Below are 21,794 nucleotides of genomic sequence, written 5' to 3' on the forward strand. Positions count from 1 at the left end.
TCTTGCTCCTGCACTCTCTGATGCTCTTGCGTTCTTTCTTGCTCCTGCACTCTCTGATGCTCTTGCGTTCTCTCTTGCTCTTGCAACCTTTGTTGCTCTCTCGCTCGCTCTTGTTCTTGCGTTAGCAGCTGATCCCGAACAACACCCTGCTCTTGTTCACTTGCTCTAACTTGCCAATTGGTTTCGGCCTGATTCTGCTGCTTCTGAGCTTCATCCCCGTGACTCATTTGCTCTTGCAAACTCTGCAATTGCTCCTGAAGCTGTGCGGTATGCTGATTGATTACACTCTGCTGGGCAAGCACTCTCTCATGTTCTTTAGCCTGATCTTGCTCTTGTTGTTGCAGCTGTTGTTGTTTTTCCTGTTCCTGTTGCTCTTGCTCCCTTACCCGCACTCTCTCACGTTCAAGCACCTGCATATCCAATTCTTCCTGCATGCGTGTTTGCTCTTGCGATTGAACTTGTGCATCCATCCGTGCTTGCTCTTGTCCTTGTGGCTTTCGCCACACACGCTGTGAACTCGGCGCGCCTCCCCAAGCTTCAGCGCTTGCAGTTAAATTAGCTGTTGCGTGCATAGCAAAGGGAACGGTTGATGTTAAGCGAGACGCATTGATGGCAACCGGAACCTTACTCGCTGCCAGAAAACCCTTGGATGTTGATACATCAGGTTTACGCTCCACTCTCACATCACTTCCACTAGATGTCGGAATTGAATCTATTGAAGCCGCAGCTGCCGCCTCCTGTGAAGCATTCCTTACTAGCAAACTATTGATAAATTGTACCGCAGCCGGTGTTGTCCCTGTCGAAAATGGACCCTCACCAAGTTTTGGAAGTAATTTAGGAAAAGACGCCGACAAGCTTGAACTTGCCCTGTCTTCCACAAATACCTGTTGATGCTGCACCTTACTGACCAACCGAGGCTGAACTACACCATTTAAAGATTGTTTGGCTACCTCCAAAACAGAAGGCTGACTTGAATTGGCACTTGCATTCGTACTTGCATTTGTACTTGCTATTACATTTACACTTCCGTTTGCACTCGAACTTCCCCTCGCACCCAGCACAGTAGAAGCAGCACCTTGTTTTTCCAATACGCCCACAGATGACTTGCCCTCTTGAAACTGTTCGAGTAAACGCGAGGTCTGTTGAATAGCCTCTACATGATTAGCCACGTTAATATGACTAGTCTTAGCAGCATGATTCAAGCCAGTGCGAGTTGCAGACGGATCTCCTTTTTCATGGAAGACATTTCGATGAGAAAGGTGAATGTTTTTAAGCTGAATGTTGATATTTTGAGTTGTATGTTGATGTCTGCTCACCGCTTGCGACTGCTGTTCCGGCATCGGGTGCCGGTTGCTGCCAACCATCCCGATCGAGGCAGCAATCTGCCCAATCGAGCGGTTGATTAACGGTAGGCTTCCTTTATTAACGTGATTAATTAAATCAGGTTTGACCCTTTTCTCATGAGAGAATTCAGGGATCATTTGCGGATCATTTATATGGTTAACGGATGACTTCGTTTCGAGCTGCTTCTTGCTTTTGCGCCCTCTTTTCTTAACCGGCTTTTCAGTCGGCTGCTCCTCTTGCAAATGAGCCGAAGTTGCATCCAATGGACTTGAAGATCTGTGCGTTAATGCTTGAACTGTCGGAACCTTATATCCGGCATTCGTCATAAGATGCTCAATCTGGCGAATGGTTTGCTGCTTCGTGATGAGGGGGGCCGATTCTGGATGCTGCAAACTTTGCAAAAGCAATTCCAACTGAATAACCCATGCTCGATCACTCGGATCTGTTAATGCTGCTAATTGTTTGCGGGTGTGTTTCCCATTTTGCTTAAAAATAAGGGCTAGCAATCCTAAATAGTTGTTTCGCCAAAAACCATATTTGCCTACAATACCTGTCGCAAATTGATTGGATTCTCTTGCTGTACGACCTGCGGAGCTGCTGTTCGCCGCCGAAGTCTGCCAAACAGCTGTCTTGGCCTTTTTCCTCTTCACCTGGGGTTTATTTGATTGTCGAGATTTCATAAACAATCCCCCTAAGCGTTGTGTCGATAACTTGCGTCTTTTTTACTTTTTAAAAATCGTCTTCAAACCTTCATGTACCAGCTCGATAGACTCAATGGCCACACTTCCGCTGGTAGCGTTCAAATCCGGCCCGTTCCATTTCACGGGAAATGCCCCAAAGAAATTCCAACGGCACATCTCCGTTCCCGCCTGATTATGCAGAATAATAGAGCCGTTTTTTCGTTTGATTTTGCCTTGAGTAACGCTATCGTACCAATCCCACAGTTCACTGGAATTGGTGATGCCTCTTTTGAGCACAATGTTCGGATACTTCGTATGTTCGATCATGTAGTGGGGGTGCGAATTGACGCCTCCTTCCCATAATGGCTTTACCTCCGTCTCCGACTTCATGCCGGTTACTTCAGAGAAACCTCCAACGATCAGCCCGTCAAGCTCTACCACGAATCGAAATGCGCTGCCAACATTATGCGGTTTGGATATTTTCACTTGTTACTCACCTCTTACCGAACACATCAAACGGATTGTCAGGCTGCTTTTTACCATCGTCATTCAAATTGCGGTTGATGCGGGAAATTTCCTCGCACCACGTTCGGCGCTCCTTGTGTTCCATTGACATGATTTCATCATGCGTCCAATGAAAATAGTAAGCAATAAAGCCCGCTTCCTCATAGATCTTGTCAATGGGATATCCGGTTATGCCCCCGCCATCTCGTCCAAAAAAGACACGTCCACATCGAACTCATGCTCACATTTCGGACAGCTTGTGTGCACTCTCGGCACTTCCATTTCATTAATTTGACGATAAAAGTTTTGCAAAAACGCGAGATCCGCTGTGAAAAATTTCTCAACAACTCTTGTATCGATAGCACGAAGATCGCCAAGGTTCGTAATGACGCGCGTTAACAAGATAATGGTCAGATAACCAGGATTTTGCTGAACGCGTTGATCGCGCATAGGCAGGATTTCGTCTGCAGCTGTCGCTAACCGCATAACGCCTCTTTTGTGCAGGTTACCATTCTCATCGACATATCCTCTAGGCAGTTCGAATTCGTATTCTGTTTTGAAAGCCATGATGGTTTCCTCCTTATGCTTTAAGCTGAAAAAAAGAAGAGATAGGAACCGGAGACTGCTGCTCCGGCGCCTACTCTAACAAGCGTTACTTCGTACGTGTCATACCTTCATGAGCAAGCTCTAGGCTCTCAATGGCAACTTCATTGCCTGTACCTTTGAAGCTTGGTGCTGAGTACTTAGACGGCCATGCTTCAATAACCTGCCAAGTGGCTACGTCGCCGCCTTCTTCGTTGATCGCGATGATCGTAACCGTTTTGCGGGAAACTTTCCCTTGAATGGACTCGGACATCCAGTTGTACATATCCATGGAGTCTGTAACGCCCCACTTCAGTGAGATGTTACCGTATTTCGCAAGCCCCGGAAGCTTCCGAGGTGTAATTGTTTCATTGCCTTCACGGTATTCAATTACCGAAAGGGAAGCGTCAAATCCCGAGATTTCACTGAATCCAGCTTGCTGAATTCCTTCTACTTCAATTCTAAATCTAAAATTGCGGTATGGATCCCTACGTTCGCCAGCCATGTTATACCCCTTTCCTAATGTAAGAAATATCTAACGTTTCAACTATTCTTCTCTTGTTTTCTGAGTAATGCGGAAGATTACGAACTCGGCAGGTTTCACCGGCGCTACCCCGATCACACAAATGAGTCGGCCATTATCAATGTCATCCTGTGTCATTGTGCTGCGGCCAATGTTAATGTAGAACGCCTCGGAAGGACTTCCGCCCATTAAAGCGCCGTCTCTCCAAACACGCGTTAAGAACGCATCGATGGTACGTTGTACACGAGCCCAAAGCTGTTCATCATTCGGTTCGAAAACGACCCAGTTCGTGCCATTCTTGATGGACTCTTCAATAAAGATGAACAAACGTCTAACGTTAACATATTTCCACAATCCGTTAGAGGACGTTGTACGAGCACCCCATACGCGAATTCCTTGTCCGGCAAAAGCACGAATCAAGTTAACGCCTTGCGGGTTCAAAATATCTTGCTCGCCTTTGTTATATTGGCAGTCCAGACCAACGGCACCGCGAACGACTTCGTTAGCAGGCGCTTTTTGCACGCCACGTGTTTGGTCGGAACGGGAGTAGATACCGATAACAGACCCTGACGGCGGGATGGAAATATTTCTTTTATCTAATGGATCGAACACTTGAAGCCAAGGATTGTACATCGCTGCGTAAGAACTGTCAAAAATGTTGCGGTGCGTCATAACGTCAGCAACTTTGGTTTTCTCGCGCGGAATGTCAAGAACAGCGAAACGGCTGCCTAGGTTTTCACAGTGAGCAACCAGAGAAAGCTGAACGGTAGGCTCCGTTACACCAGGGATAGCCATGATGCTGACAACATCGTTGTCGATGAAAGACTGGATTCCTGTACGCTTGCCAGGTCCACGGTCTACACCCATGAAGATATCAGGCGTTACTTGCGCGATGGAACCGTTGCTTCCGCCTGACAGGGCGATTTGGAATTTCCCAACAGATTCATCTTCGCCGGAAAGCACCTCGAAAGGAGCGACAGCGCCAAGATCTTTACCTTCTGTCAAATCCTTCACCGTAATGATGTTGGAACGGGAAACGATTTTCTCGATATGGTTAGCTGCTGAGATGTTCAAGGATACTTTCTCGTAAGTCTCAGCTTCATCGCCGTAAAATACATGCAAAGTGAACTCGCAAGTTGTCAAAACCTTGGCAGGAAGCAGACCAGCGTCTACAACATCGCCTTCCAGTGCTACAGCAAGCTCAATGATGTTATCTTGGGATGCGATAACTTTACTGTATTGCTTTTGGCCAGCTGCTTCGAAAGCAACAACGTCGCCTACGTTAAAGCCAGCGTTATTTTTCACACGGTATTGCGTTTCGCTAAGCACTTCGTAGATTTGTGTTTTGGCTTTGCTGGATGGCACAACGACGATACGAACTTGGTTGCCCCATGTTCCAGGGTTTTTGGAAGCAATTTGGAGAACAGCAGATTCTTTGTTGCTCTCCGCTTTGTTTGTTGCTACTTTTGCATCGGTTGGCGCTACACGCATAACGTAACAGCGGGAACCTCCGTTTAAGTAGAAATGCTCAACAGCGTAAGAAAGGAAGCGATACTCGCCGAATTCGTTCTCGGACAAGTAGCTGCCAAATAAACGATGAAAATCAGCTACGCTCGTTACCAATTGAGGGACACCTTCAATTTCCCCTCTTTGCGCAAGCCCTATAAACCCGGCCGTACTTGTGCTTGCACCTTCAAGCGGTTGTGCGCCGCTGTCAAACTCTTCCACATAGACTCCAGGTGATAAATAGTCAGCCATTGTTCCCCAGTTCCGTCAATATGGCATTCATATCAATTACGCAGCCATAGACGTGAAACCAGTTCTCTCCTTTCTGCTTGTCATTTTTGTATAGAAGATGGACGTGTCCATTCTACTAATTAGGGTTAGGTCAGACGAATAACGCCTAGATTGGCGGTCGTTCCTTCAGTTACTAGAACTTCCTTCGTTAACTGCTTGTTAGAACCATATGTAATGAGCAAATTTGTCTGAAAAGCCGAAATCCGATTGCCACGAAAAGCAATTACGACCTCTCCGCGTTCTGTAACTCGTGTTTCTTGGACAGGCAGCAAAAGGGAGCCTCTGGCAAACGCTTTAGTCAGCCTTTTCTTCAACCGAAAGCGTTTCTGATGCTCGACAACTTCCGCAATCTGGATAATCTCCTCTGCGGCTTTAGCACCTCGTCCTCGAAGTATGTATGTATCACCTGCAGAAATAACACCTGTAAACGCCCCTAGTGTTATCTCTTCCGCGCCTTTATCCAGTTGTTCGGCCATAACGCGAGCCCTGGCGCACTCTTCGGTCAAAATCGTGGCCTGCAAACTGGCATTCCGCACTGGAGCTCCTGCCGCATCCTGAAGCATGGCACGGATAAGTCCAGCCCCTTGGGAAAACGGATAGGAAGGCAGCGGTTTTAACTGAACAACCTCTATTATATTGTCGGTTCCTATAGTGATTAGAGTTTGTTCTTGAAAATAGTGCTCGCTGCTTACCACAAGATGGTATTCACCGGGAGGTAAATCATTAAATATATAGGAACCATTCGATTTACTAATTGCTTTCGAACGGGTGCCTTCAAGAAATACGGTGGTCGTGTTGTTGCCAAGAGGAGTTTGTGAGGTCATCGCATCGATTACGCAGACAACTAAGGATACACGGGTTTTCAATCGTGATACGCGAATATGTTCCACAACCATAGCCTCCTAGCCTTGTATGCGAAAATCGGTTTCCGAAACTCTTTTGGTGGTCTTGATGCGGGTTGAATCAATATTGACTGGCCCCACAGTATAACTGACAGAAAGTCTGTACGGGGTGTCTGCGAAGTTCCACATATTCAGGATGCTCTCGCCTTTGTGAGGCTCCATCACGATGCGAACTTCTTCGTCTTTCTCAGCAAGCGTTCCTACGGTCATTGAACCTCTAAGAATAGAATGATCATAGAGCACTTGCATGGCACGTCCCAAAATCCGATGCTCATCGAGCGCTCTGGATTGAAGTTCGGCCGGTGAATGTACGGTCAGCAAGTAGCTGAGATCCACCACCATAGGAGGATATTGAATCTGTGTCGTCCCACGGGCAATCATGTGGGTCTGCCGGTTATCCCCGCTCTCGCGAACGTTGTACAAATAAAGAGATAAGTAGAAATCCCCTTTATCGACAGGCGAAGCAAGCCCGATCATTTCCGGTTGCGGAATGGGATCCGGTGTCATGTTTTCTCTAAGCAGCTTCACTAAAGATGCGCTTACATCGGCAATGACTGAATAATCGCCAATAGGAATCACTTCCTGCCTCAAAATACCTATGTTTTGTGTAGAAATGGTAGGGAATATGTCACATCGTGTACCTTTTTCTATTATAATTGCAAATCGCTAGACTGACTATAGAAAGTTATATTAATTTCTAATAATCTTCCCATTCCTGTTTGGCCAAGATTTTACCCGACTTCTGAAGCTCATGGCGAATGGATTTAATAATATGCTGCATCCGGATCGGTTCCCCTGCTTCTGCGGCAAGAAAGGCGGACGAGAGGACGACATTCTTAATGTTTCCTCCGGCAATTTCATACCGCTGCGCCAAATATCGGAAATCGACATCATCGCTGAGAGGCGCCGCCGGAGGGAACATGGATTGCCAAATTTTCTCGCGATACTCGCTATCGGGAAATGGAAATTTGATCACGTAGTTGATCCGGCGCAGGAACGCTTCATCAATATTATTTAATAGATTCGTAGCGAGCACCGTGATGCCTTGATATTCTTCCATCTTCTGCAACAGGTAGGCCGTTTCAATATTCGCATACTTATCATGGGAATCTTTCACTTCCGACCGTTTGCCGAAGAGGGCATCGGTTTCATCGAAGAACAACACGGCATTACTAAGCTGTGCTTCTTCAAAAATCTCGTGCAGATTTTTTTCCGTCTCGCCGATATATTTACTAATTACTTGTGACAGATCGACTTTGTACAGCTCAAGCTGCAAGTCGCCGGCCACCACCTGCGCAGACATCGTTTTCCCCGTGCCCGGCGGGCCGGCGAACAGCATGCTGAGCCCCTTGCCGTAGGCCAGCTTCTTCTCGAACCCCCAGTCGTTGTACACGACGCCACGGTATTTGACTTGATTGCACGCATTGCGGAGCTGATCCTTCTGCTCAGGGGCGAGAATGATATCCGCCCACTGATAGCGAGGCTCAATGCGCGTTGCTTTGCGCTCCAGCTTGTGCTGCACCTGCTGGTAGCACGCCTTATAGAGCGCGTCGGTGCGCAGCGCCCCATCGGCTTCCGCCTGAGGCTCACGCTGCCAGGCGGAGTACCCGCGCGCAAGCGTCAGCGCGCGGTAGATTTGCCCCGGGGTGAAGCGGAATTTGCCGCTCATCACCCGGGCATCCAGGCCCGCGCTCACGCCGAGCTCGCGCGCGAATGCCGTCCAAAGGCGCTCGCGCCCGCCTTCGTCCGGCACTTGCAGTTCATGCTCAAGGAGCAGCCGCTCCTTGGGCTTCCAGTTCAGCCGGCTGTATTTGCCGGCTAACAAAAAGATCATGCCGCCGTAGCCGTCCAGCAGTTCGTGAAACCGCCCGAGCCGCTGCTGAGCCGCAAGATCCGGCTCTTCGGGGTAAAGCTCTTCCAGCCGTGTGAAGCACAGCACGGCTTGGTGCAAAATCGCCTCGCGCACGATGGCGCTCACCTGGTCCTCAAAGCTTGCGGCGTGCAGCAGCACATCCGCAAGATTAGCGATCAGCAGCGGCTTGTTGAAGTGGCTGCTGAAGTGCTTGACCTGCAGCTTCTTGCCTGCGCCCGCATTCCCCCAGAGGTGGAATGCGAGCCTTTTGCGCTCAGCTGACGGGAGTTGCTGCTCCTCGCGAATGAAGCCCTGCAGTCGCTGCTGAAAATCCTCTTGAACGAGCAAGGGGGCGAGCTCGTCGTCCGGATACACCATCTCGACCGCCGGCTTCAGCTTCGGGTCGACTTCCCCGGAATCGAGCAGGAACGCTACGATTCGTTTGTCCAGCAGCAGCGGCTTAGAGAGCAGCGATTGGCCTTTGATCTCGTGCTCTTCACGCTGCAGCATGTATCGCGCCAATCGGCCCTCGGGAGCCATGAAGGTTGTGCGGGCAGCCCGCATGTCCTCCGGACTGCTGCACGCAACTTGCAGCGCCAATGAAATATTAGGCGTCTTGCTGGTTAGATCATCTTGCAAGAAGCCGAAGATGCGTTCATATTTGCGGTCTAATTCTACCGCAAGCCCTAACATGACGAAGCGCTCCTCCATCGGGGAAAGCCCAAATACGGAGGCTGCATACGACAATGGCAGGAATACGTCTGTATGGCGGCTTTCTTCGAGCCTTCCGACTATGTAGGCTTCCATCTCTTGAATGTCCTCCAAGAGAACCTGTTCCTCCTCCTGGAGGTACTCGTCTGTCTCCTGTTCGCCAATCAAACGAATGAATTCATCTTCGGACACGAACATCCCGCGAAACGAATCCGTTTGCGGATCAGGAGTAAGCTTTTGCCGGCGCTTATAGAGAAGCTCCAGCTTTTTATCCAGCAAAACGAGCTCGTCTTTATAATGTTCCCATGCGTGTATATAACCTTGAGCTGCCATAGCCCTCCTGGTGTTTCTATTAATAATTTTCATCGCTTGCCTAATCGGGTGGTTATTCTTTACAATGGTCTCACAAGGCACAAAAAATATTTCCACTATTTGCTAGCATGAAAGGAAAGTGGCCTTTTTCTGATGGAACAACTTCCGGAAAACGATCATACTTGGAACCAAAAACTCATCCATCTTCTATGGTGGATCTTGCTTACCTATGAAGTAGCAGCTATGATCGGTTTTCTCTTTGATATCTATGGACAGCCAACCCAGTGGCTTCATAGCTTCCTGCAATTCCAAGTCATTCCGACTAGCTTGCAGCTTGCCCTCATGGGTGCCGGTTATCTGGCCATTCATTTCCTCAAAAGATACAGTGATTTTATCATGATTATATGGACCATGACCATGGTTTGTATCTATATTATGTGTATCCCTGAGCTGATGAGCTCTTACGAATTAGTTAGCATTCCGATTATTTTATCCTCTGTTTATTTTCAAAAGAAATATATTATTTTCGCTTATAGTTTAGGTCTTGCAAGTTTAACCGCCTTAGTGCTTAGCCAGGTGTCCAAAGGTTATCTCATTACGCCTTCTGAAATTATCGTTTCGCTCACCGTCCTATCCGCTACAGCCCTTGTCTGCTTCGCCATTATGAGGAAAGGCCGCATGCTGCATGCACAGCTTGGAGCCTCCACCCTGCGCGAGCAGGATCTGCTCATTCGCAACGTCATGATTGACCGGCTTTCCAAAGTAGATGCGCTAACGGAGTTGTTCAACCACCGCTCCTTTCAAGAGCATACGGACCATCTGATTTCGCATATGCCCTATGATACGCCTCTGGAGCTAGCCCTGATGGATATCGATAATTTCAAAAAAATCAATGACACTTACGGACACTGGGTCGGGGACGTTGTACTCAAAACGATTGGCGGACTGCTCAAAGATATGCTGGGTCCTGATGATATGTCTTTCCGGTATGGCGGCGAGGAATTTGCCGTGCTATTTGTAGGCAAGACCCACGAGGAAGTGCTGGCGGTATGCGAATCCTTCATGCAGATCATCCGTGAAACCGAAATTCCGGAGATGCCTGGGCGGCCGTTGACGATGAGCATGGGACTCGCGCCTTATAACCGCAACACGATGAAGAAAGCCTGGTTTCAGCAGGTGGACGAGTGTTTATACATTGCCAAGAGAAATGGAAAAAATTGCATTCATACCTATTTATCCGATCCATACACAGGGTAGCTGAGGGCGTAAAGCTCTCAGTTTTTTTATATTCGCATACATGATTTTGGTGAAATAGGAAAATAATAACCAAAATCAAATGAGGTGAATAATGATGTGTCATTCCGTATCCATTCTTGCTGACGTCAATGACGTCATGAAACAATTCCGTATCGACCGCCTGCTGTCCTATACCGCTAATCGTTATGAGGTCGTGCCAACGGAGTCGGTTTCCGCTATCATGATCAATCGCAAGGGAGAGCGTCTTCTGGATGAATTCCGTTGGGGGCTCATGCCTTTTTGGGCCAAAGATGCTGTTTGCGGGGAGCGCGATTCCATCTTTACGAACACAGCTTTCGAGCGCATCATCAAAAAGCAGCGTTGCATCCTTCCCTGCAGCGGGTTCTATATCCGTGTAACGGAGGGCAAAGAGACACAGTGGGTGAAATTCAAAATGCGCAGCGGCACTTTCGGCATCGCGGGCTTATACGATGTATGGCGGGCGCCAAGCGGTGAGGAGGAGCTTCGCACCTGCATGATGCTGATGACAGAAGCGAACCCGCTGGTCTCCCCTTACCATGGCAGCATGCCTGCCATCCTTGATCAAGAGCAGGCCGATAAATGGTTGGATCCCGACATGAAGGACAGCCGCTTGCTCCGCTCTTTCCTTCGCCCCGTTGATGATTTGCTTATGGTGGCGAATGTGTTGTCTTCTCCGGCAGAGAAGCTGGAGACGGGCGCGGACGTCAGCGTATTGGCCTAAAAAAAAAAGCGATACAAGAAATTATTCTTGTATCGCTTTTTTGTGTGTTGTGGCAGCTGGAGCTGTGTTGCTTGCTGCGTAGGGGAACTATGGGCCGCTATTTCAGCGAAACTTGCTGGTTTTAGAGTAGGAGTGGAACTACAGGGCTCTATTTGCCCGCAGAAGCTTACATTTGGGCAGAAATCGGCAAAATAACGGACCGTAGTTCCCATTGGGATGCCAAATGAACGCTTTGGGGAAGATAGAGGACTGTAGTTCCTCTAACTCTGGGTGTCGGTGCTGGTGTCGGTGGCGGTGTTGGTGTTGGTGTCTGAACCCGAGCCGAGAAATCCCAGCTATTTCGTAGCGACAGGCGGCAGCTCGCCGCCCTCCCCAATCAAACGCACGCCTTCGGCACATACGCCATAAGGCTCCCAACGGCATGTGGCGCACAGGTGGCCAATGTCCTCCGGCTTCACATAACCGGCTACTTTGGAGCAAATCTCGGACCAGCTTAGCTCCATCCCCACTTGCAAGCCAAGCTTGGCTACGATTTCTGCATCGCGATCGTAGACGGTTCTGTTCTCGCAATGCGATACTTCATCCGTCGGATAGGCTGCGCACAGATCATCGGGACCAAGGACGACACGAATGATCGTGTCCGGCTGCTCCCGCAGTGTCTCGTATACTTGCGTCATATTTTCACAGAATTCCTTGGAATATCCCATTCCCCGGTACCCTAACAAACAAAGCAGGTGATGCCCCCGGAGACCGATCGGCTTCGTCATACTTGGACCTTGGGGATGCGGTACAATCCGTACCCGTCCATTTTTACAATAGGCTCTTTATCTTCAACAAGACCAACGGTCGTAGAATGCAGCGCAACATCAATCAACCAACGCGTGAAATCCGCTACAGGCATCGTTTCCATCTCTTGAAGGCTGTAAAAGCCTGCTGCATCCACCTCTACGCCATCAGGCACAGGTTCGCCGCTGACATAATCCAATTCAAAAGCTATGTACACATTATGAATGTTTCTAGGCAAATCTCGCACAGCGACCAATCGAGTAACCTTGGCTGTAATGCCGCACTCCTCCATCACTTCGCGCTCAATGGTATCCTGGATCAGCTCATGCTGTTCAATATAGCCGCCTGGATTCGTCCATCTTCCCTTGCCGGGCTCTTGCGCTCTGCGTACGAGCAATATTTTCTCATCCTTGGTAACGAGTGCGCCTACACCAATACTGTAGTTGCCCCAGTGTACAAAGCTGCACGCCGTGCAAGCTCTTCTAATCGTACCATCCACATCGCGCGTCTCCATCGGAGCTCCACATGTCATACAGAACTTTGCTTCCATTCGTCTCATCTCCAAATTAATGTAGTCATCTGTATGTAAGCTTACTGCTTCCTATGAGGGATAGGCAAATCCGATCCCGTTCGTTCTGAGTTCATTGTAACCGCTTTAGGAGATACTATCTGCGCTAGTCTTGTGATATCTCCCAATTGGGCTAATTCAGTCGTGTCAAAAGACAGAAAAAAGCCCCCAACTGGACAATGTCATTTAAACTAAGCTTAAAGACATTTCCCAAATGGAGGCTCTTGCTGCAATCTACACCAAAAACATAGCGACAACCGTCGTTACGGCGAGGCCGATTAATACAGGCAGCAGGTTCCGTCGCGCCAGCTCAAACGGACTAACTCCACAGATGGCCGCTGCCGGAATAAGCGCCCACGGAATCAACGTACCGCCGCCGACCCAGATGGCGGCTACTTGCCCGAGCGCGGTCAGCACCGCCGCACCGGAACCGATGGCGGTTGCGAAGAGCTGCGCAATCGAGCCCGCGAGGGAGATGCCGGAGAAGCCGGAGCCGTCGAGGCCGGTAATCGCGCCCACGACGGTGAGCGTCACGGCGCCGACCGCGCCGTTCAGCGGCACGACGCCTGCGAGCGCGACGCCGAGGTCGTTCACGATGCCGTGCGAGCCCTCAGGCAGTATTTTACCGAACAGCTCCGTGAAAGCAGCATCGCCGAGATAAAAGAACGCGGCGATTGGAATCACGGGACCGAAAACTTTGAAGCCGAAGACGAAGCCTTCGATGAGGTAGGAAGTCGTTTGCTCCAGCCCTTGACTGCGGTGGGCCAGCAGCGTGACGCCGATGAGAATGAATACGGCCGTTCCACCAACGAGCGCGGTCGCGTCCCCACCTTGGAGATTAAGGACGAACATCGCAATCACATCTAACGCGAACAGGATCGGAATGATCACCGCAAGTGTTTTTCTCATTTTTGAAGACAGATTGGACTTGGCATCTTGCTCGGAGGAGAGCAGCGAATCCTTATCCCCGTTACCACTCGTCACAAGACCGTCGCGCCACGTCCCGTTTTTGATATCCCGCCGCATCATCCAGAAAGCGGTAACCGTAGTCACAAGCCCCATGACAACAACAAGCGGCACGCTTGCCTCCATCACCGCAGTTACCGGCAATCCGGCAGCATCGGCAGTTAATTTAGGCGCCCCTTGAATAATGTAATCCCCTGACAGCGCAATCCCGTGTCCGAACAAGTTCATCGCCATGGCTGCGCCTAAAGCTGGTAAACCCACACGTACAGCCACAGGCAGCAGTACCGCTCCTATAAGCGCAACACCGGGAGACGGCCAGAAAAACCAGGAAGTTACCATCATGATAATCCCGATGCCCCAGAAAGCAAGCGCCGGCGTCCTTAGAAAATGAGTCAATGGAGCAACCATCGTTTCATTGATGCCCGTACGAATGAGCACACGGCTCATCGCTACGATGATTGAGATAATCATAATCGTTCCCATCAACTCTTTGGTTGCATAAATAAAGCTGTTGAATACCCCGGATACGGAACCGCTTAAGGTTTCCGTTGCTAGTAAACCCAACGCAAAAATCCCAACCACACAAATCATCGTGGTGTCTCTGCGTTTAATTAAAAAGGTAAGGATAAAACCAATAAATACTAGATATACCCAATGAATCGGCAGTAATTGAATGTCCATCGGGATCACGCATCCTCTCTGCCCATGCAGCATTTGGGAGTCCATTTCGTCAATTGCAAGAAATAGACTCTTTGGTGCTACATACTATGCTGGGCGAAGAGTAGGCGTTCGTGGAGAACGGGAGATTGTTGGCGCGTTGTGGTACAATTGAAGAACTATTTTACATATGCAAGGAGAATGCTGAGTATGGCCGGTAACCAACGATTAGTGACGGATTCCGATTTTCAGGAGGCTGTGGAAAAAGGAGTTTTTGTCCGTGTTTTCAAAGACGATCATATCGTCGATTCGAATGCAGTCGTCCTTCGTTTCAGCGAAACGACCGTGGTTTTGCAATCTCGTGTTGCTGATTTAGCTTACTATGATCGGAATGAGTGCGAGTTTTTTGAGATGAAAAAAAGGTAATGTTTATTTCACTCTACGGCATAGGCTGACAGATGAACAAATCGAAAACCCGCCTTTTGCATAACAGGTATGGCCTTCATGACGCCTTCAGCCGTGTCTTTCTCAGGGTGGTTCATATGCGCCAAAACGATGGAGCCACTCCTAGCCTTAATAAGCGCATGGTAGACCTGTTCTGTGTTAAAAGTAGCTCCAGCGTCGCCAAGTACGTTGTAGCCCGCTAACTGGAAGCCTAGGTCGTGGGCAATGCCGACGGCGACATCGTCGTAGAAGGCCGTGCCTGAGCGGAAAAATAGCGGCCGTCTACCCATCCGCTTCTCAATCTCATCGGCATTCTCCGTTACTTCGCGAATCACAGCACTCACATCTTTGGTTCCTGCGATGCCATATGCGGCTCTGCCATTCACAGAGAGCGGCCGATGCTCGGTCCCGTGGTTTTCGATTTCAAATAGGGGATTCGCCGCCAGCTTGGCAAAAATGTCCGGATTGGCGGCAAGCCATCTCGCATTAACAAACAAGGTCGCCGGAATTTGCTCCTTGATTAAATAATCGACCAACTTCTCATCGTAGCCGCTGCCTTCTTTGCCGCCGCAAGCATCAAAGGTCAGAGCGATCACCTTATCCTGCGTCACAAGATGTGTCCGCACGCCGGGAATGTTCTCGCCCCATTTTGTCGGAACTGCCTTATGATAGCGTTCCACTAAGGTCTGGGCAAGCGAAAGCGACTTGGCAGGTGAGAGCGGTGCGTCTGATGGTGATACCCGGTCTGTCTGCAGCACTTTCGAAGAGGGTACCGGAGTGACTGTGCTTTGCACAACCGGCGTTGCAGATACAACAGAATCCGGCCTTTCCGACACAGGCGCTTCGTCCGCAAGCTTCGTCGACCCTCTTTCCGCCCCACAACCTGTAAGCGCTATCAACACACTCGAAAGAAAAAGGAAGCACACCATGCGCTTCCTCATTTGTGTTTTCTCCAATCCAGCTTGCTCTTCTCGAGCAGGTGGCCAAAGTCATTCTCCAGCCGCTTCTCCTCCGCCTTGCGCGCAGCCTCTGCTTCAGCTCTGGCAGCATCTTTACGAGCCTGCTCCTCAGCTTTCATCGCATCAGCCTGAGCCTTAAGTCCCGCTACGATATCAGGGCTCAGCAAATCTTTGAGTGTCGCAGGTTTATCTTGCGCGCTAGGTTCAGCGGTAGTGTTTGACCATTTCTTTTTTGCCATAAAGGGTTCACCTCTGTTCCATTTCTACATCCGGTATACCCCTTTATTGTACACTTCTACTCATGCAAATGATAGGGCACCGTCGCAACAACGATATCTTTATCAGCTTGCAGCTTCGAGCGAATACGTGCGGCAGACTGGTTGTGGAGCAAGCGGTGCCACCATTTTTTCGGCATGAACTGGGGCAGGATCACCATGATCGATTGCTTTTCCGAAACATGGGTATCGACTCTTTCAATAAACTCAGCCAGCGGCTTCAGAATAGTCCGGTAACGGGATTTGAACACAACAAGCCGAACACCCGGATCCCACTTATCCCACTTCTCCTGCATCGCTTCTTCATCCTCATCCGAAAACGAGACGTAGAAAGCAATGACATTGGGAGATAATGATTTGGCATAGTTCAAAGACTGCGCCACTACGCGGTGAATACCCGCTACAGGTACAATGATCACAGGTTCCTTAACGCATACCCGTTCTTGCGTGATATCAATGCGCAGTTGTTTGGCTACATCATCATAGTGATTGCTAACCTTGGTTATTCCCCAAAGTAAAAGCGGGGTAACAACAATAACAATCCAAGCGCCTTCGCTAAATTTGGTGATACAGAAAATAATAAGAACGGCAAGGGAAACGATTCCCCCTAACCCATTAATAACGAACTTGCCGATCCAGCCGGACGGACGTTCTCTGAACCATTTGCGGACCAAACCGCTTTGGGCCAGGGTAAAAGATAAAAAGACGCCAATCGCATAAAGTGGAATAAGTGCATCGGTTTTTCCTTTGAAAATGACGAGCAAAATACTTGCCAAAACACCTAACGTTACGATCCCGTAATGAAACGACAACCGGTCTCCCCGGTACGAGAACATGCGCGGGAAGTTTTTATCCTGGGCCATGATGGACGCCAAGATCGGAAATCCGTTGAAGCTCGTATTCGCAGCCAATACCAGAATCAGCATGGTGCCAATCTGTGTAGCATAATACATGGCGCCACGGCCAAACGCCTGCTCCGTAACCATCGACAAGACCGAAGTATGGCCATGCGGGTCAGGTGCAATTCCATACCCCAAGCTCAGCAAGGTGACGCCCCCGAAGACAATCGCCAGTAGCGTACCGAGCGAAGCCAGTGTTTTCTTGGCATTCTTGACAGATGGGGTACGGAAATGCGGCACCGCATCGGAAATCGCCTCGATCCCTGTCACGGCCGAGCAGCCGGATGAAAAAGCTTTTAGAATTACAAACAATGTCAATGAGCTCGTCATCGAGCTGGGAACAACCTGGAATTCATGCATATTCATGGATCCTGTCAGCATATCGAAGATCCCTTTGCCGATCAGCAGTAAGATACACAGGATAAAAAAGTACGTTGGAATCGCGAACACCGTTCCGGATTCAGAAGTGCCCCGCAAATTCAGCCAAACCATCAACCAGACCAGCACTAAGGCTATGGGGACAATGTAAGGCACCGTAACTGGGAAAGCTGACGTTATCGCCTGCACGCCTGCCGAAATCGAAACGGCAACGGTTAACGTGTAATCAATCAGCAGTGAAACCCCAGTGAGCCTTCCCGACATCATGCCCAAATTTTCCTTGGCCACCATGTAAGCTCCGCCGCCCATCGGATAGGCCTCAATCACTTGGCGATAACTTAATACAAGAAGCATGATTAAAGCAATAATCGAGATTGCAATCGGCAATGAGAACGCAAAAGCTGCAACCCCAACAGTTGCAAGCTCTAGCAAAATTTGCTCCGTGCCATAGGCTACCGAAGACAGGGCATCTGAAGACAGGATGGGCAGAGCCTTCCATACCTGCATTTTCTCAGATTCCAGCTCCGCTGATTTCAGCGGTTTGCCGAATACAATCTTTTTCAATGAGTCACTTGTCATGCTGTGAAATTCCTCCAAATAACCTAGTTTTCAGCTTGATTTCCCTTTTTTAGGCGCAAAAAAACACAAGGATAGACCTTGTGCTTAGCCACATGTTCTCCTTTCTCACGACCGCTTACGAGGTTAGCTGACGGGTTCGGGCTGCGAGAAATCTGCCCTAAAGGTAGCTGCCGCATGCGACAAAACATACCTTACTCACCCCGTTGAAACCTATGGTTCCCCCGCTTTTCTGATAAGAAAATTAAGCGAAATATTCAACTGTTAACGTACGAGTTGATACTACTCTCTTATTGGCTCATAGTAAAGGAGAGAATAATCTTAAAAAAGATTATTCCCTCCCCGCATTCATTTGATAATCCGCTTACAATGGTATAATCCTTTCAGTATCTCTGTTTTACTTGCTTATTGTCTGATTCATTAGATTTTAGGGTATTTTAGCAAAATTAATTTCTCACATGACGCTTTCTAGTGGTTTGTTTTTGCTTAAAAATCATCTTTTTGAAGATGAGTGGGATACCGCCAATGAGAAATAAATAGCGGGCATCGATTATTTTTTTGAGGAATGCGGCCAGCCTGCCTTTCACTTTTTTGACCTTCAGGATGCCAATCGCTTCTCCGCGACCAAGCGAGGCGACCGTGCCTTTGTAATCATAGGCGAAAGGTCGCAATGGCTTTCCACGCAGTGAATAAAATAAATTTTTTGCTGTATTACATCCTTGTTGGACGGCGATTTGGGCATTGGCTGGGTATGGCGTGCCTTCCGGGCTCATAACAATCGAGCAATCTCCCGTAATAAAAACATCGGGAAACTGCAACGAACGCAAGTAGTCATCCACTTTCACTCTGCCTCGTTGGACGTGGAAGCCTGCATCTTGCAGCAGGGAATTCCCGCGGACACCTCCCGACCAAATGACCGTGCCAGCAGGAATGAATTGGCCGTCTCCCAGCAGTACACCCCCGGGCTCGCATGCCTTGATGGCGGTAGACAATTTATATTGAACGCCTTTGCGGCGCATCACGTCCATGCCGTATTCCACGAGGTCATTCGGCAGTCCGGGCGGCAAAGCAGTAGGCGATGCTTCGATATTGATGATCTGAACAAGAGAAGGATCAACGTCAAACATTTGGCAAAGATCAGGAATCCGGTCGGCCAACTCTCCAACAAACTCCGTGCCTGTGAAACCGGCGCCACCAACGACGATTGTCAAATAATCCTTATGCTTGGAATCCAATTTATATTTTGCGAACATATACTGCGTATGCTGACGAATGAAGCGAACACTATTAATGCTGTTAATCGTCATCGCATACTCGCGCAATCCCGGAATGCCGAAGGTTTCCGTCTCACTTCCAAGCCCCACGACCAAATAGTCGTAGGTGAGGACTTCGTCCGGCAGAATCACCTTTTTCTCCTCAGGTACAATTTGCTGAACCGTCGCTTTGATGAAATGAATTTTCCGCTCATCGATCAGATCCTTAATGGCTACACGCGCATTCTCATGATGATCCGTGCCGGCTGCCGGCATATGCAGATGTGTCGTCATGTAGTGATAGTCGTGTTTGTTCACCAGCGTGACCTCCACTTCATCTGCTTTGATCAACTTCTGCAACCTTATTGCCGTTACAAGCCCACCGTACCCCGCTCCAAGAATAACCACCTTCGGTTTACTCATTCGAATCCTCTCCTCCGATTACATCAGCTTTTTTCTCTACCATCTTTGGTGAAAAAGATCGACCAAACCATTCAAAGGTTGTCATGTGAAAAAAATCACATAGTCATTCAGGGCGTACACATGGTTTGGCTCATCATTAGTATATGTGCCTCTTTCTTAAAAATCACTGGAACATTGCCTAGCTTGGTCAAAAAGGGCTTCGTGATGCGGGACCAGAGCGTGGGCCGTGGGTGCGTGGGCGAGATGCCAGATTAAGGGAGCTGGATCGCGCGGCGGGTGCAGCTATGCGGCACATAAGGCGCGGGAGAGCGGGGGTGGCGGGCGCAGGGGCATCAATGTGCGGGGCTGGGGGTGATGCCGGACGTAGGGCGAGCGCGCGGGGCGGGACTAATGGCGCGGGAGCGCCGGCAACGGACGCCATGCGGCACATAAGGCGCTGGATCGCCGGAAACGGACGCCATGCGGCACGTAAGGCCCTGGGTCGCGGGCCAGCGCAGGCTCGCCTCTTCTCATTGGATGAATTCCAATGGGGACACCTTTATGAGGCGGAAATAACGCATTCCGTTGGATGAAATCCAACGAGGCAAGCCAAAATCAGCCCACAGGACGCCAATTTCACCTTATGCGTTGGATTTCATCCAACCAAATCAGCATCTTAACGTGGAAATTGGCACTTCCATTGGATTTTCTCCAACGGGAGTCCACCCGTTCACTGCTCATCCTTACCCTCAGCCTCCAACCTGGCTTTATCCTCTAAACGACGCAAGCGAAAGCTGTTCATGCCCGCCACGCCCAACTCTTCCAGCAGGCCAAAATTCGCCCACGCGCCTACGACAGCTCCAATGCCGGGGACAAGCTGCAGCATTTTACGGAAATCAATGGTGTCCCGATATTCCTGCTGCAGCTGCTGCCAATCCACTTGGTTCATATAGGCATCAGAGTGCGGAAATCCGCTTGCGATCTCGTGCCAATTTTTGATCGTGTCTAGTAGAGCAGGCTTTTTCGCCGGGCTGGAGAACGCGATTTGAAACACATACAGGATAAACAAGCGCTCTCTATAATCCTTCGTGGAGTAGCCATAGGCGTGCGCAAGCTCGAACAGAAATTTCAGCTTGATCCCGATGAGAATCGGGAAGTCCGCCAAGCCGAGCAGAATCCCACCCGCTCCCGTACCTGCTCCCTCGGCAGCGGCAATCTTTTTATAAAGCGACAGCAATTCCTCAGCTTTAGCATCACTTTCAGCCAGAGAAGCGCCTACAAGCGGGTCGTTCTGAGGGATATAATTCATCCCGAATAATGTGGTCTGAAACATCCCCTTGACAGTGGCCGTGATCGTTTTGTGCACCTTTTCGGGGATGAGCTTATTGATGTTTGTGGAGACGGTTTTCGAGGTTCTTTCGAGCAAATTCGGGGTCTTCTGTTGGCGTATTTCCCAGAGCTTCACTTTACGCAGCATTTGCTGCTCATAGAGGGTGTAATCAGAAAATTTCATGCTTGTCACCGCCGGTCGAGGTTCTTAGTTAAAGTATAGTATACGGGGTTTGTATCCTCAAGATTCCCCCTCCACCCACAGCCGCCGAGCACAAAAAGAGCAGCTCTTCCAAATTGAGCTGCCCCTCCTATTAGTCACGCATAACGATCAGCACGCCAAAAATAACTACACTCCAAATGAAAATCAACGTATCCTTTGGCTGCCAGCGCAAGGTGCTTTTTTTCAGCAGCTGCTGCTTACCGTCGATTTTTTTCATCTCCATCGCTACGGTCATTTGCTCAGCTTTGTGAAACATGGCGAGGAGGAGCGGTACAACCAGCGCCGGAATATCTCGCATGCGTACCATACCAGGCCTGATCGCTGCTTTGCCTCTAGCCCTCACAATCGCCGAAAACCGCTGCCACTCCCGCAAAATAAGCGGAATGAACCGAAACAAGAGCGAAACCGCCAAAGCAAATGACTCCACGGGCAACTTCATTTTGCGAAAAAAAGACAACGCCCAGTTCAGTCCCTGCACAAGCTGGCCATACGGCGTAGACACGACCAGCCAGTAGCCGGCCATTAGGATCAGGAACAAACGCGTGAGCACGAAGCCCGCGCTCCACGCGCGCTCGGTCGCGAAGCCAAGCGGGAATTGCCCGTCAGCCGTCCCCCACTCCAAGCCGCCCAGCACAATAGAGAGGAACATGAAGATCAGGAACGGCACGGTGATCTTCCAACTGCCGCGAATCGCGGCGCGCGGAAGGCCGAGGCACGAAAGGCCCAAGAGCAGCGCAGCAGCCGCGAGGCCGCTCCAGACCTGCAGCTGCATCGTTCCGATGACCAGCAGCAGGTAGAGCAGCCACTTCGCGCGCGGATCCCGCGCTAGCCACGCGGCCTGCGGCGGCGCGGCCGGCGCAACGCGCGCGGGCC

Annotated in this window: 21 protein-coding genes, 1 pseudogene and 1 riboswitch; of the genes and pseudogenes, 4 read left to right on the forward strand and 18 right to left on the reverse strand. The window is 49.7% G+C overall.

What is annotated here, in order from left to right; all coding sequences use genetic code 11:
- From PCH02S_RS33830 to PCH02S_RS33870, 9 genes and pseudogenes are all read right to left on the reverse strand, one after another.
- Nucleotides 1-2,024 (reverse strand): annotated as a pseudogene (locus PCH02S_RS33830) (hypothetical protein); the annotation flags it as partial.
- A gap of 42 nt (nucleotides 2,025-2,066) precedes the next feature.
- Entirely contained in the window at nucleotides 2,067-2,510 is a 444-nt protein-coding gene (locus PCH02S_RS33835; protein ID WP_127458505.1) for a phage tail protein, read from the reverse strand.
- 7 nt (nucleotides 2,511-2,517) lie between these two features.
- Nucleotides 2,518-2,721, reverse strand: coding sequence for a DUF6760 family protein (locus PCH02S_RS36905; RefSeq protein ID WP_127458506.1), 204 nt, complete (start codon nucleotides 2,719-2,721; stop codon nucleotides 2,518-2,520).
- On the reverse strand, nucleotides 2,718-3,095 hold the full coding sequence (locus PCH02S_RS33845) for a phage tail assembly protein (RefSeq protein ID WP_127458507.1): 378 nt from the start codon (nucleotides 3,093-3,095) through the stop codon (nucleotides 2,718-2,720). Before PCH02S_RS33845 ends, PCH02S_RS36905 begins: the two co-directional genes overlap by 4 nt.
- A gap of 85 nt (nucleotides 3,096-3,180) precedes the next feature.
- Complete coding sequence (locus PCH02S_RS33850; RefSeq protein WP_127458508.1) at nucleotides 3,181-3,615, reverse strand: phage tail protein; 435 nt, start codon at nucleotides 3,613-3,615, stop codon at nucleotides 3,181-3,183.
- A gap of 42 nt (nucleotides 3,616-3,657) precedes the next feature.
- A complete protein-coding gene (locus PCH02S_RS33855; RefSeq protein WP_127458509.1) occupies nucleotides 3,658-5,391 on the reverse strand; it encodes a phage tail sheath subtilisin-like domain-containing protein in 1,734 nt (577 codons plus the stop codon).
- Between the two features lie 125 nt (nucleotides 5,392-5,516).
- Nucleotides 5,517-6,320: a DUF2012 domain-containing protein gene (locus PCH02S_RS33860; RefSeq protein WP_164819833.1), complete on the reverse strand. Its 804-nt coding sequence runs from the start codon at nucleotides 6,318-6,320 to the stop codon at nucleotides 5,517-5,519.
- A 12-nt stretch (nucleotides 6,321-6,332) separates the two neighbouring features.
- Entirely contained in the window at nucleotides 6,333-6,911 is a 579-nt protein-coding gene (locus PCH02S_RS33865; protein WP_246069387.1) for a DUF4255 domain-containing protein, read from the reverse strand.
- Nucleotides 6,912-7,029: 118 nt separating this feature from the next.
- Nucleotides 7,030-9,261, reverse strand: coding sequence for an ATP-binding protein (locus tag PCH02S_RS33870; RefSeq protein ID WP_127458511.1), 2,232 nt, complete (start codon nucleotides 9,259-9,261; stop codon nucleotides 7,030-7,032).
- A gap of 99 nt (nucleotides 9,262-9,360) precedes the next feature.
- Here PCH02S_RS33870 and PCH02S_RS33875 point away from each other — a divergent pair, with 99 nt between their 5' ends.
- Together PCH02S_RS33875 and PCH02S_RS33880 are read left to right on the forward strand one after the other, a co-directional pair.
- Complete coding sequence (locus PCH02S_RS33875) at nucleotides 9,361-10,464, forward strand: GGDEF domain-containing protein (RefSeq protein ID WP_127458512.1); 1,104 nt, start codon at nucleotides 9,361-9,363, stop codon at nucleotides 10,462-10,464.
- A gap of 91 nt (nucleotides 10,465-10,555) precedes the next feature.
- Nucleotides 10,556-11,206 (forward strand): SOS response-associated peptidase, encoded by a 651-nt coding sequence (locus PCH02S_RS33880; RefSeq protein WP_127458513.1) that lies wholly within the window; start codon nucleotides 10,556-10,558, stop codon nucleotides 11,204-11,206.
- A gap of 335 nt (nucleotides 11,207-11,541) precedes the next feature.
- Here PCH02S_RS33880 and PCH02S_RS33885 read toward each other — a convergent pair whose 3' ends face one another.
- The 3 genes from PCH02S_RS33885 to PCH02S_RS33895 form a co-directional block, all read right to left on the reverse strand.
- A complete protein-coding gene (locus tag PCH02S_RS33885; RefSeq protein ID WP_127458514.1) occupies nucleotides 11,542-11,973 on the reverse strand; it encodes a DUF1284 domain-containing protein in 432 nt (143 codons plus the stop codon).
- Nucleotides 11,970-12,542 carry an NUDIX hydrolase gene (locus tag PCH02S_RS33890; protein ID WP_127458515.1) on the reverse strand — a complete coding sequence of 191 codons (573 nt, stop codon included), beginning with the start codon at nucleotides 12,540-12,542 and terminating at the stop codon, nucleotides 11,970-11,972. The genes PCH02S_RS33885 and PCH02S_RS33890 overlap by 4 nt, the downstream gene beginning before the upstream one ends.
- A gap of 252 nt (nucleotides 12,543-12,794) precedes the next feature.
- Nucleotides 12,795-14,207, reverse strand: a complete 1,413-nt coding sequence (locus PCH02S_RS33895) for a hypothetical protein (protein WP_127458516.1) — start codon at nucleotides 14,205-14,207, stop codon at nucleotides 12,795-12,797.
- Nucleotides 14,208-14,393: 186 nt separating this feature from the next.
- Between PCH02S_RS33895 and PCH02S_RS33900 the strand changes: the two genes are divergently transcribed.
- Nucleotides 14,394-14,609, forward strand: coding sequence for a hypothetical protein (locus tag PCH02S_RS33900; protein ID WP_127458517.1), 216 nt, complete (start codon nucleotides 14,394-14,396; stop codon nucleotides 14,607-14,609).
- A gap of 8 nt (nucleotides 14,610-14,617) precedes the next feature.
- Here PCH02S_RS33900 and PCH02S_RS33905 read toward each other — a convergent pair whose 3' ends face one another.
- The 4 genes from PCH02S_RS33905 to PCH02S_RS33920 all read right to left on the reverse strand — a co-directional run bounded on the left by PCH02S_RS33905 (nucleotide 14,618) and on the right by PCH02S_RS33920 (nucleotide 19,390).
- Nucleotides 14,618-15,568, reverse strand: a complete 951-nt coding sequence (locus PCH02S_RS33905; protein WP_127458518.1) for a polysaccharide deacetylase family protein — start codon at nucleotides 15,566-15,568, stop codon at nucleotides 14,618-14,620.
- Nucleotides 15,565-15,825 (reverse strand): YqkE family protein, encoded by a 261-nt coding sequence (locus PCH02S_RS33910; protein ID WP_127458519.1) that lies wholly within the window; start codon nucleotides 15,823-15,825, stop codon nucleotides 15,565-15,567. The genes PCH02S_RS33905 and PCH02S_RS33910 overlap by 4 nt, the downstream gene beginning before the upstream one ends.
- Nucleotides 15,826-15,881: 56 nt before the next feature.
- Nucleotides 15,882-17,717, reverse strand: coding sequence for an APC family permease (locus tag PCH02S_RS33915; RefSeq protein WP_127458520.1), 1,836 nt, complete (start codon nucleotides 17,715-17,717; stop codon nucleotides 15,882-15,884).
- A 97-nt stretch (nucleotides 17,718-17,814) separates the two neighbouring features.
- Nucleotides 17,815-17,975: riboswitch (cyclic di-AMP (ydaO/yuaA leader) on the reverse strand.
- Between the two features lie 185 nt (nucleotides 17,976-18,160).
- A complete protein-coding gene (locus PCH02S_RS33920) occupies nucleotides 18,161-19,390 on the reverse strand; it encodes an NAD(P)/FAD-dependent oxidoreductase (RefSeq protein ID WP_127458521.1) in 1,230 nt (409 codons plus the stop codon).
- Between the two features lie 230 nt (nucleotides 19,391-19,620).
- Here PCH02S_RS33920 and PCH02S_RS33925 point away from each other — a divergent pair, with 230 nt between their 5' ends.
- Complete coding sequence (locus PCH02S_RS33925) at nucleotides 19,621-19,962, forward strand: hypothetical protein (protein ID WP_127458522.1); 342 nt, start codon at nucleotides 19,621-19,623, stop codon at nucleotides 19,960-19,962.
- A 137-nt stretch (nucleotides 19,963-20,099) separates the two neighbouring features.
- On the opposite strand, the gene PCH02S_RS33930 is transcribed toward PCH02S_RS33925, so the two are convergent.
- Together PCH02S_RS33930 and PCH02S_RS33935 are read right to left on the reverse strand one after the other, a co-directional pair.
- A complete protein-coding gene (locus tag PCH02S_RS33930) occupies nucleotides 20,100-20,882 on the reverse strand; it encodes an EcsC family protein (protein ID WP_127458523.1) in 783 nt (260 codons plus the stop codon).
- Nucleotides 20,883-21,012: 130 nt separating this feature from the next.
- A complete protein-coding gene (locus PCH02S_RS33935) occupies nucleotides 21,013-21,723 on the reverse strand; it encodes an energy-coupling factor transporter transmembrane component T (RefSeq protein ID WP_268597912.1) in 711 nt (236 codons plus the stop codon).
- Nucleotides 21,724-21,794 lie beyond the last annotated feature (71 nt).

Origin of the sequence: Paenibacillus chondroitinus NBRC 15376 (assembly GCF_004000765.1) — a bacterium.
In the GTDB taxonomy this organism is placed as follows: domain Bacteria; phylum Bacillota; class Bacilli; order Paenibacillales; family NBRC-103111; genus Paenibacillus_E; species Paenibacillus_E chondroitinus.

What these genes read in the sequence shown, in the direction of transcription:
- PCH02S_RS33845 (WP_127458507.1), bottom strand. Translation starts at nt 3,095, where the DNA reads ATGGCTTTCAAAACAGAATACGAATTCGAACTGCCTAGAGGATATGTC.
- PCH02S_RS33850 (WP_127458508.1), bottom strand. Translation starts at nt 3,615, where the DNA reads ATGGCTGGCGAACGTAGGGATCCATACCGCAATTTTAGATTTAGAATT.
- PCH02S_RS33855 (WP_127458509.1), bottom strand. Translation starts at nt 5,391, where the DNA reads ATGGCTGACTATTTATCACCTGGAGTCTATGTGGAAGAGTTTGACAGC.
- PCH02S_RS33870 (WP_127458511.1), bottom strand. Translation starts at nt 9,261, where the DNA reads ATGAAAATTATTAATAGAAACACCAGGAGGGCTATGGCAGCTCAAGGT.
- PCH02S_RS33875 (WP_127458512.1), top strand. Translation starts at nt 9,361, where the DNA reads ATGGAACAACTTCCGGAAAACGATCATACTTGGAACCAAAAACTCATC.
- PCH02S_RS33880 (WP_127458513.1), top strand. Translation starts at nt 10,556, where the DNA reads ATGATGTGTCATTCCGTATCCATTCTTGCTGACGTCAATGACGTCATG.
- PCH02S_RS33885 (WP_127458514.1), bottom strand. Translation starts at nt 11,973, where the DNA reads ATGACGAAGCCGATCGGTCTCCGGGGGCATCACCTGCTTTGTTTGTTA.
- PCH02S_RS33890 (WP_127458515.1), bottom strand. Translation starts at nt 12,542, where the DNA reads ATGGAAGCAAAGTTCTGTATGACATGTGGAGCTCCGATGGAGACGCGC.
- PCH02S_RS33895 (WP_127458516.1), bottom strand. Translation starts at nt 14,207, where the DNA reads ATGGACATTCAATTACTGCCGATTCATTGGGTATATCTAGTATTTATT.
- PCH02S_RS33900 (WP_127458517.1), top strand. Translation starts at nt 14,394, where the DNA reads ATGGCCGGTAACCAACGATTAGTGACGGATTCCGATTTTCAGGAGGCT.
- PCH02S_RS33905 (WP_127458518.1), bottom strand. Translation starts at nt 15,568, where the DNA reads ATGAGGAAGCGCATGGTGTGCTTCCTTTTTCTTTCGAGTGTGTTGATA.
- PCH02S_RS33910 (WP_127458519.1), bottom strand. Translation starts at nt 15,825, where the DNA reads ATGGCAAAAAAGAAATGGTCAAACACTACCGCTGAACCTAGCGCGCAA.
- PCH02S_RS33915 (WP_127458520.1), bottom strand. Translation starts at nt 17,717, where the DNA reads ATGACAAGTGACTCATTGAAAAAGATTGTATTCGGCAAACCGCTGAAA.
- PCH02S_RS33920 (WP_127458521.1), bottom strand. Translation starts at nt 19,390, where the DNA reads ATGAGTAAACCGAAGGTGGTTATTCTTGGAGCGGGGTACGGTGGGCTT.
- PCH02S_RS33930 (WP_127458523.1), bottom strand. Translation starts at nt 20,882, where the DNA reads ATGAAATTTTCTGATTACACCCTCTATGAGCAGCAAATGCTGCGTAAA.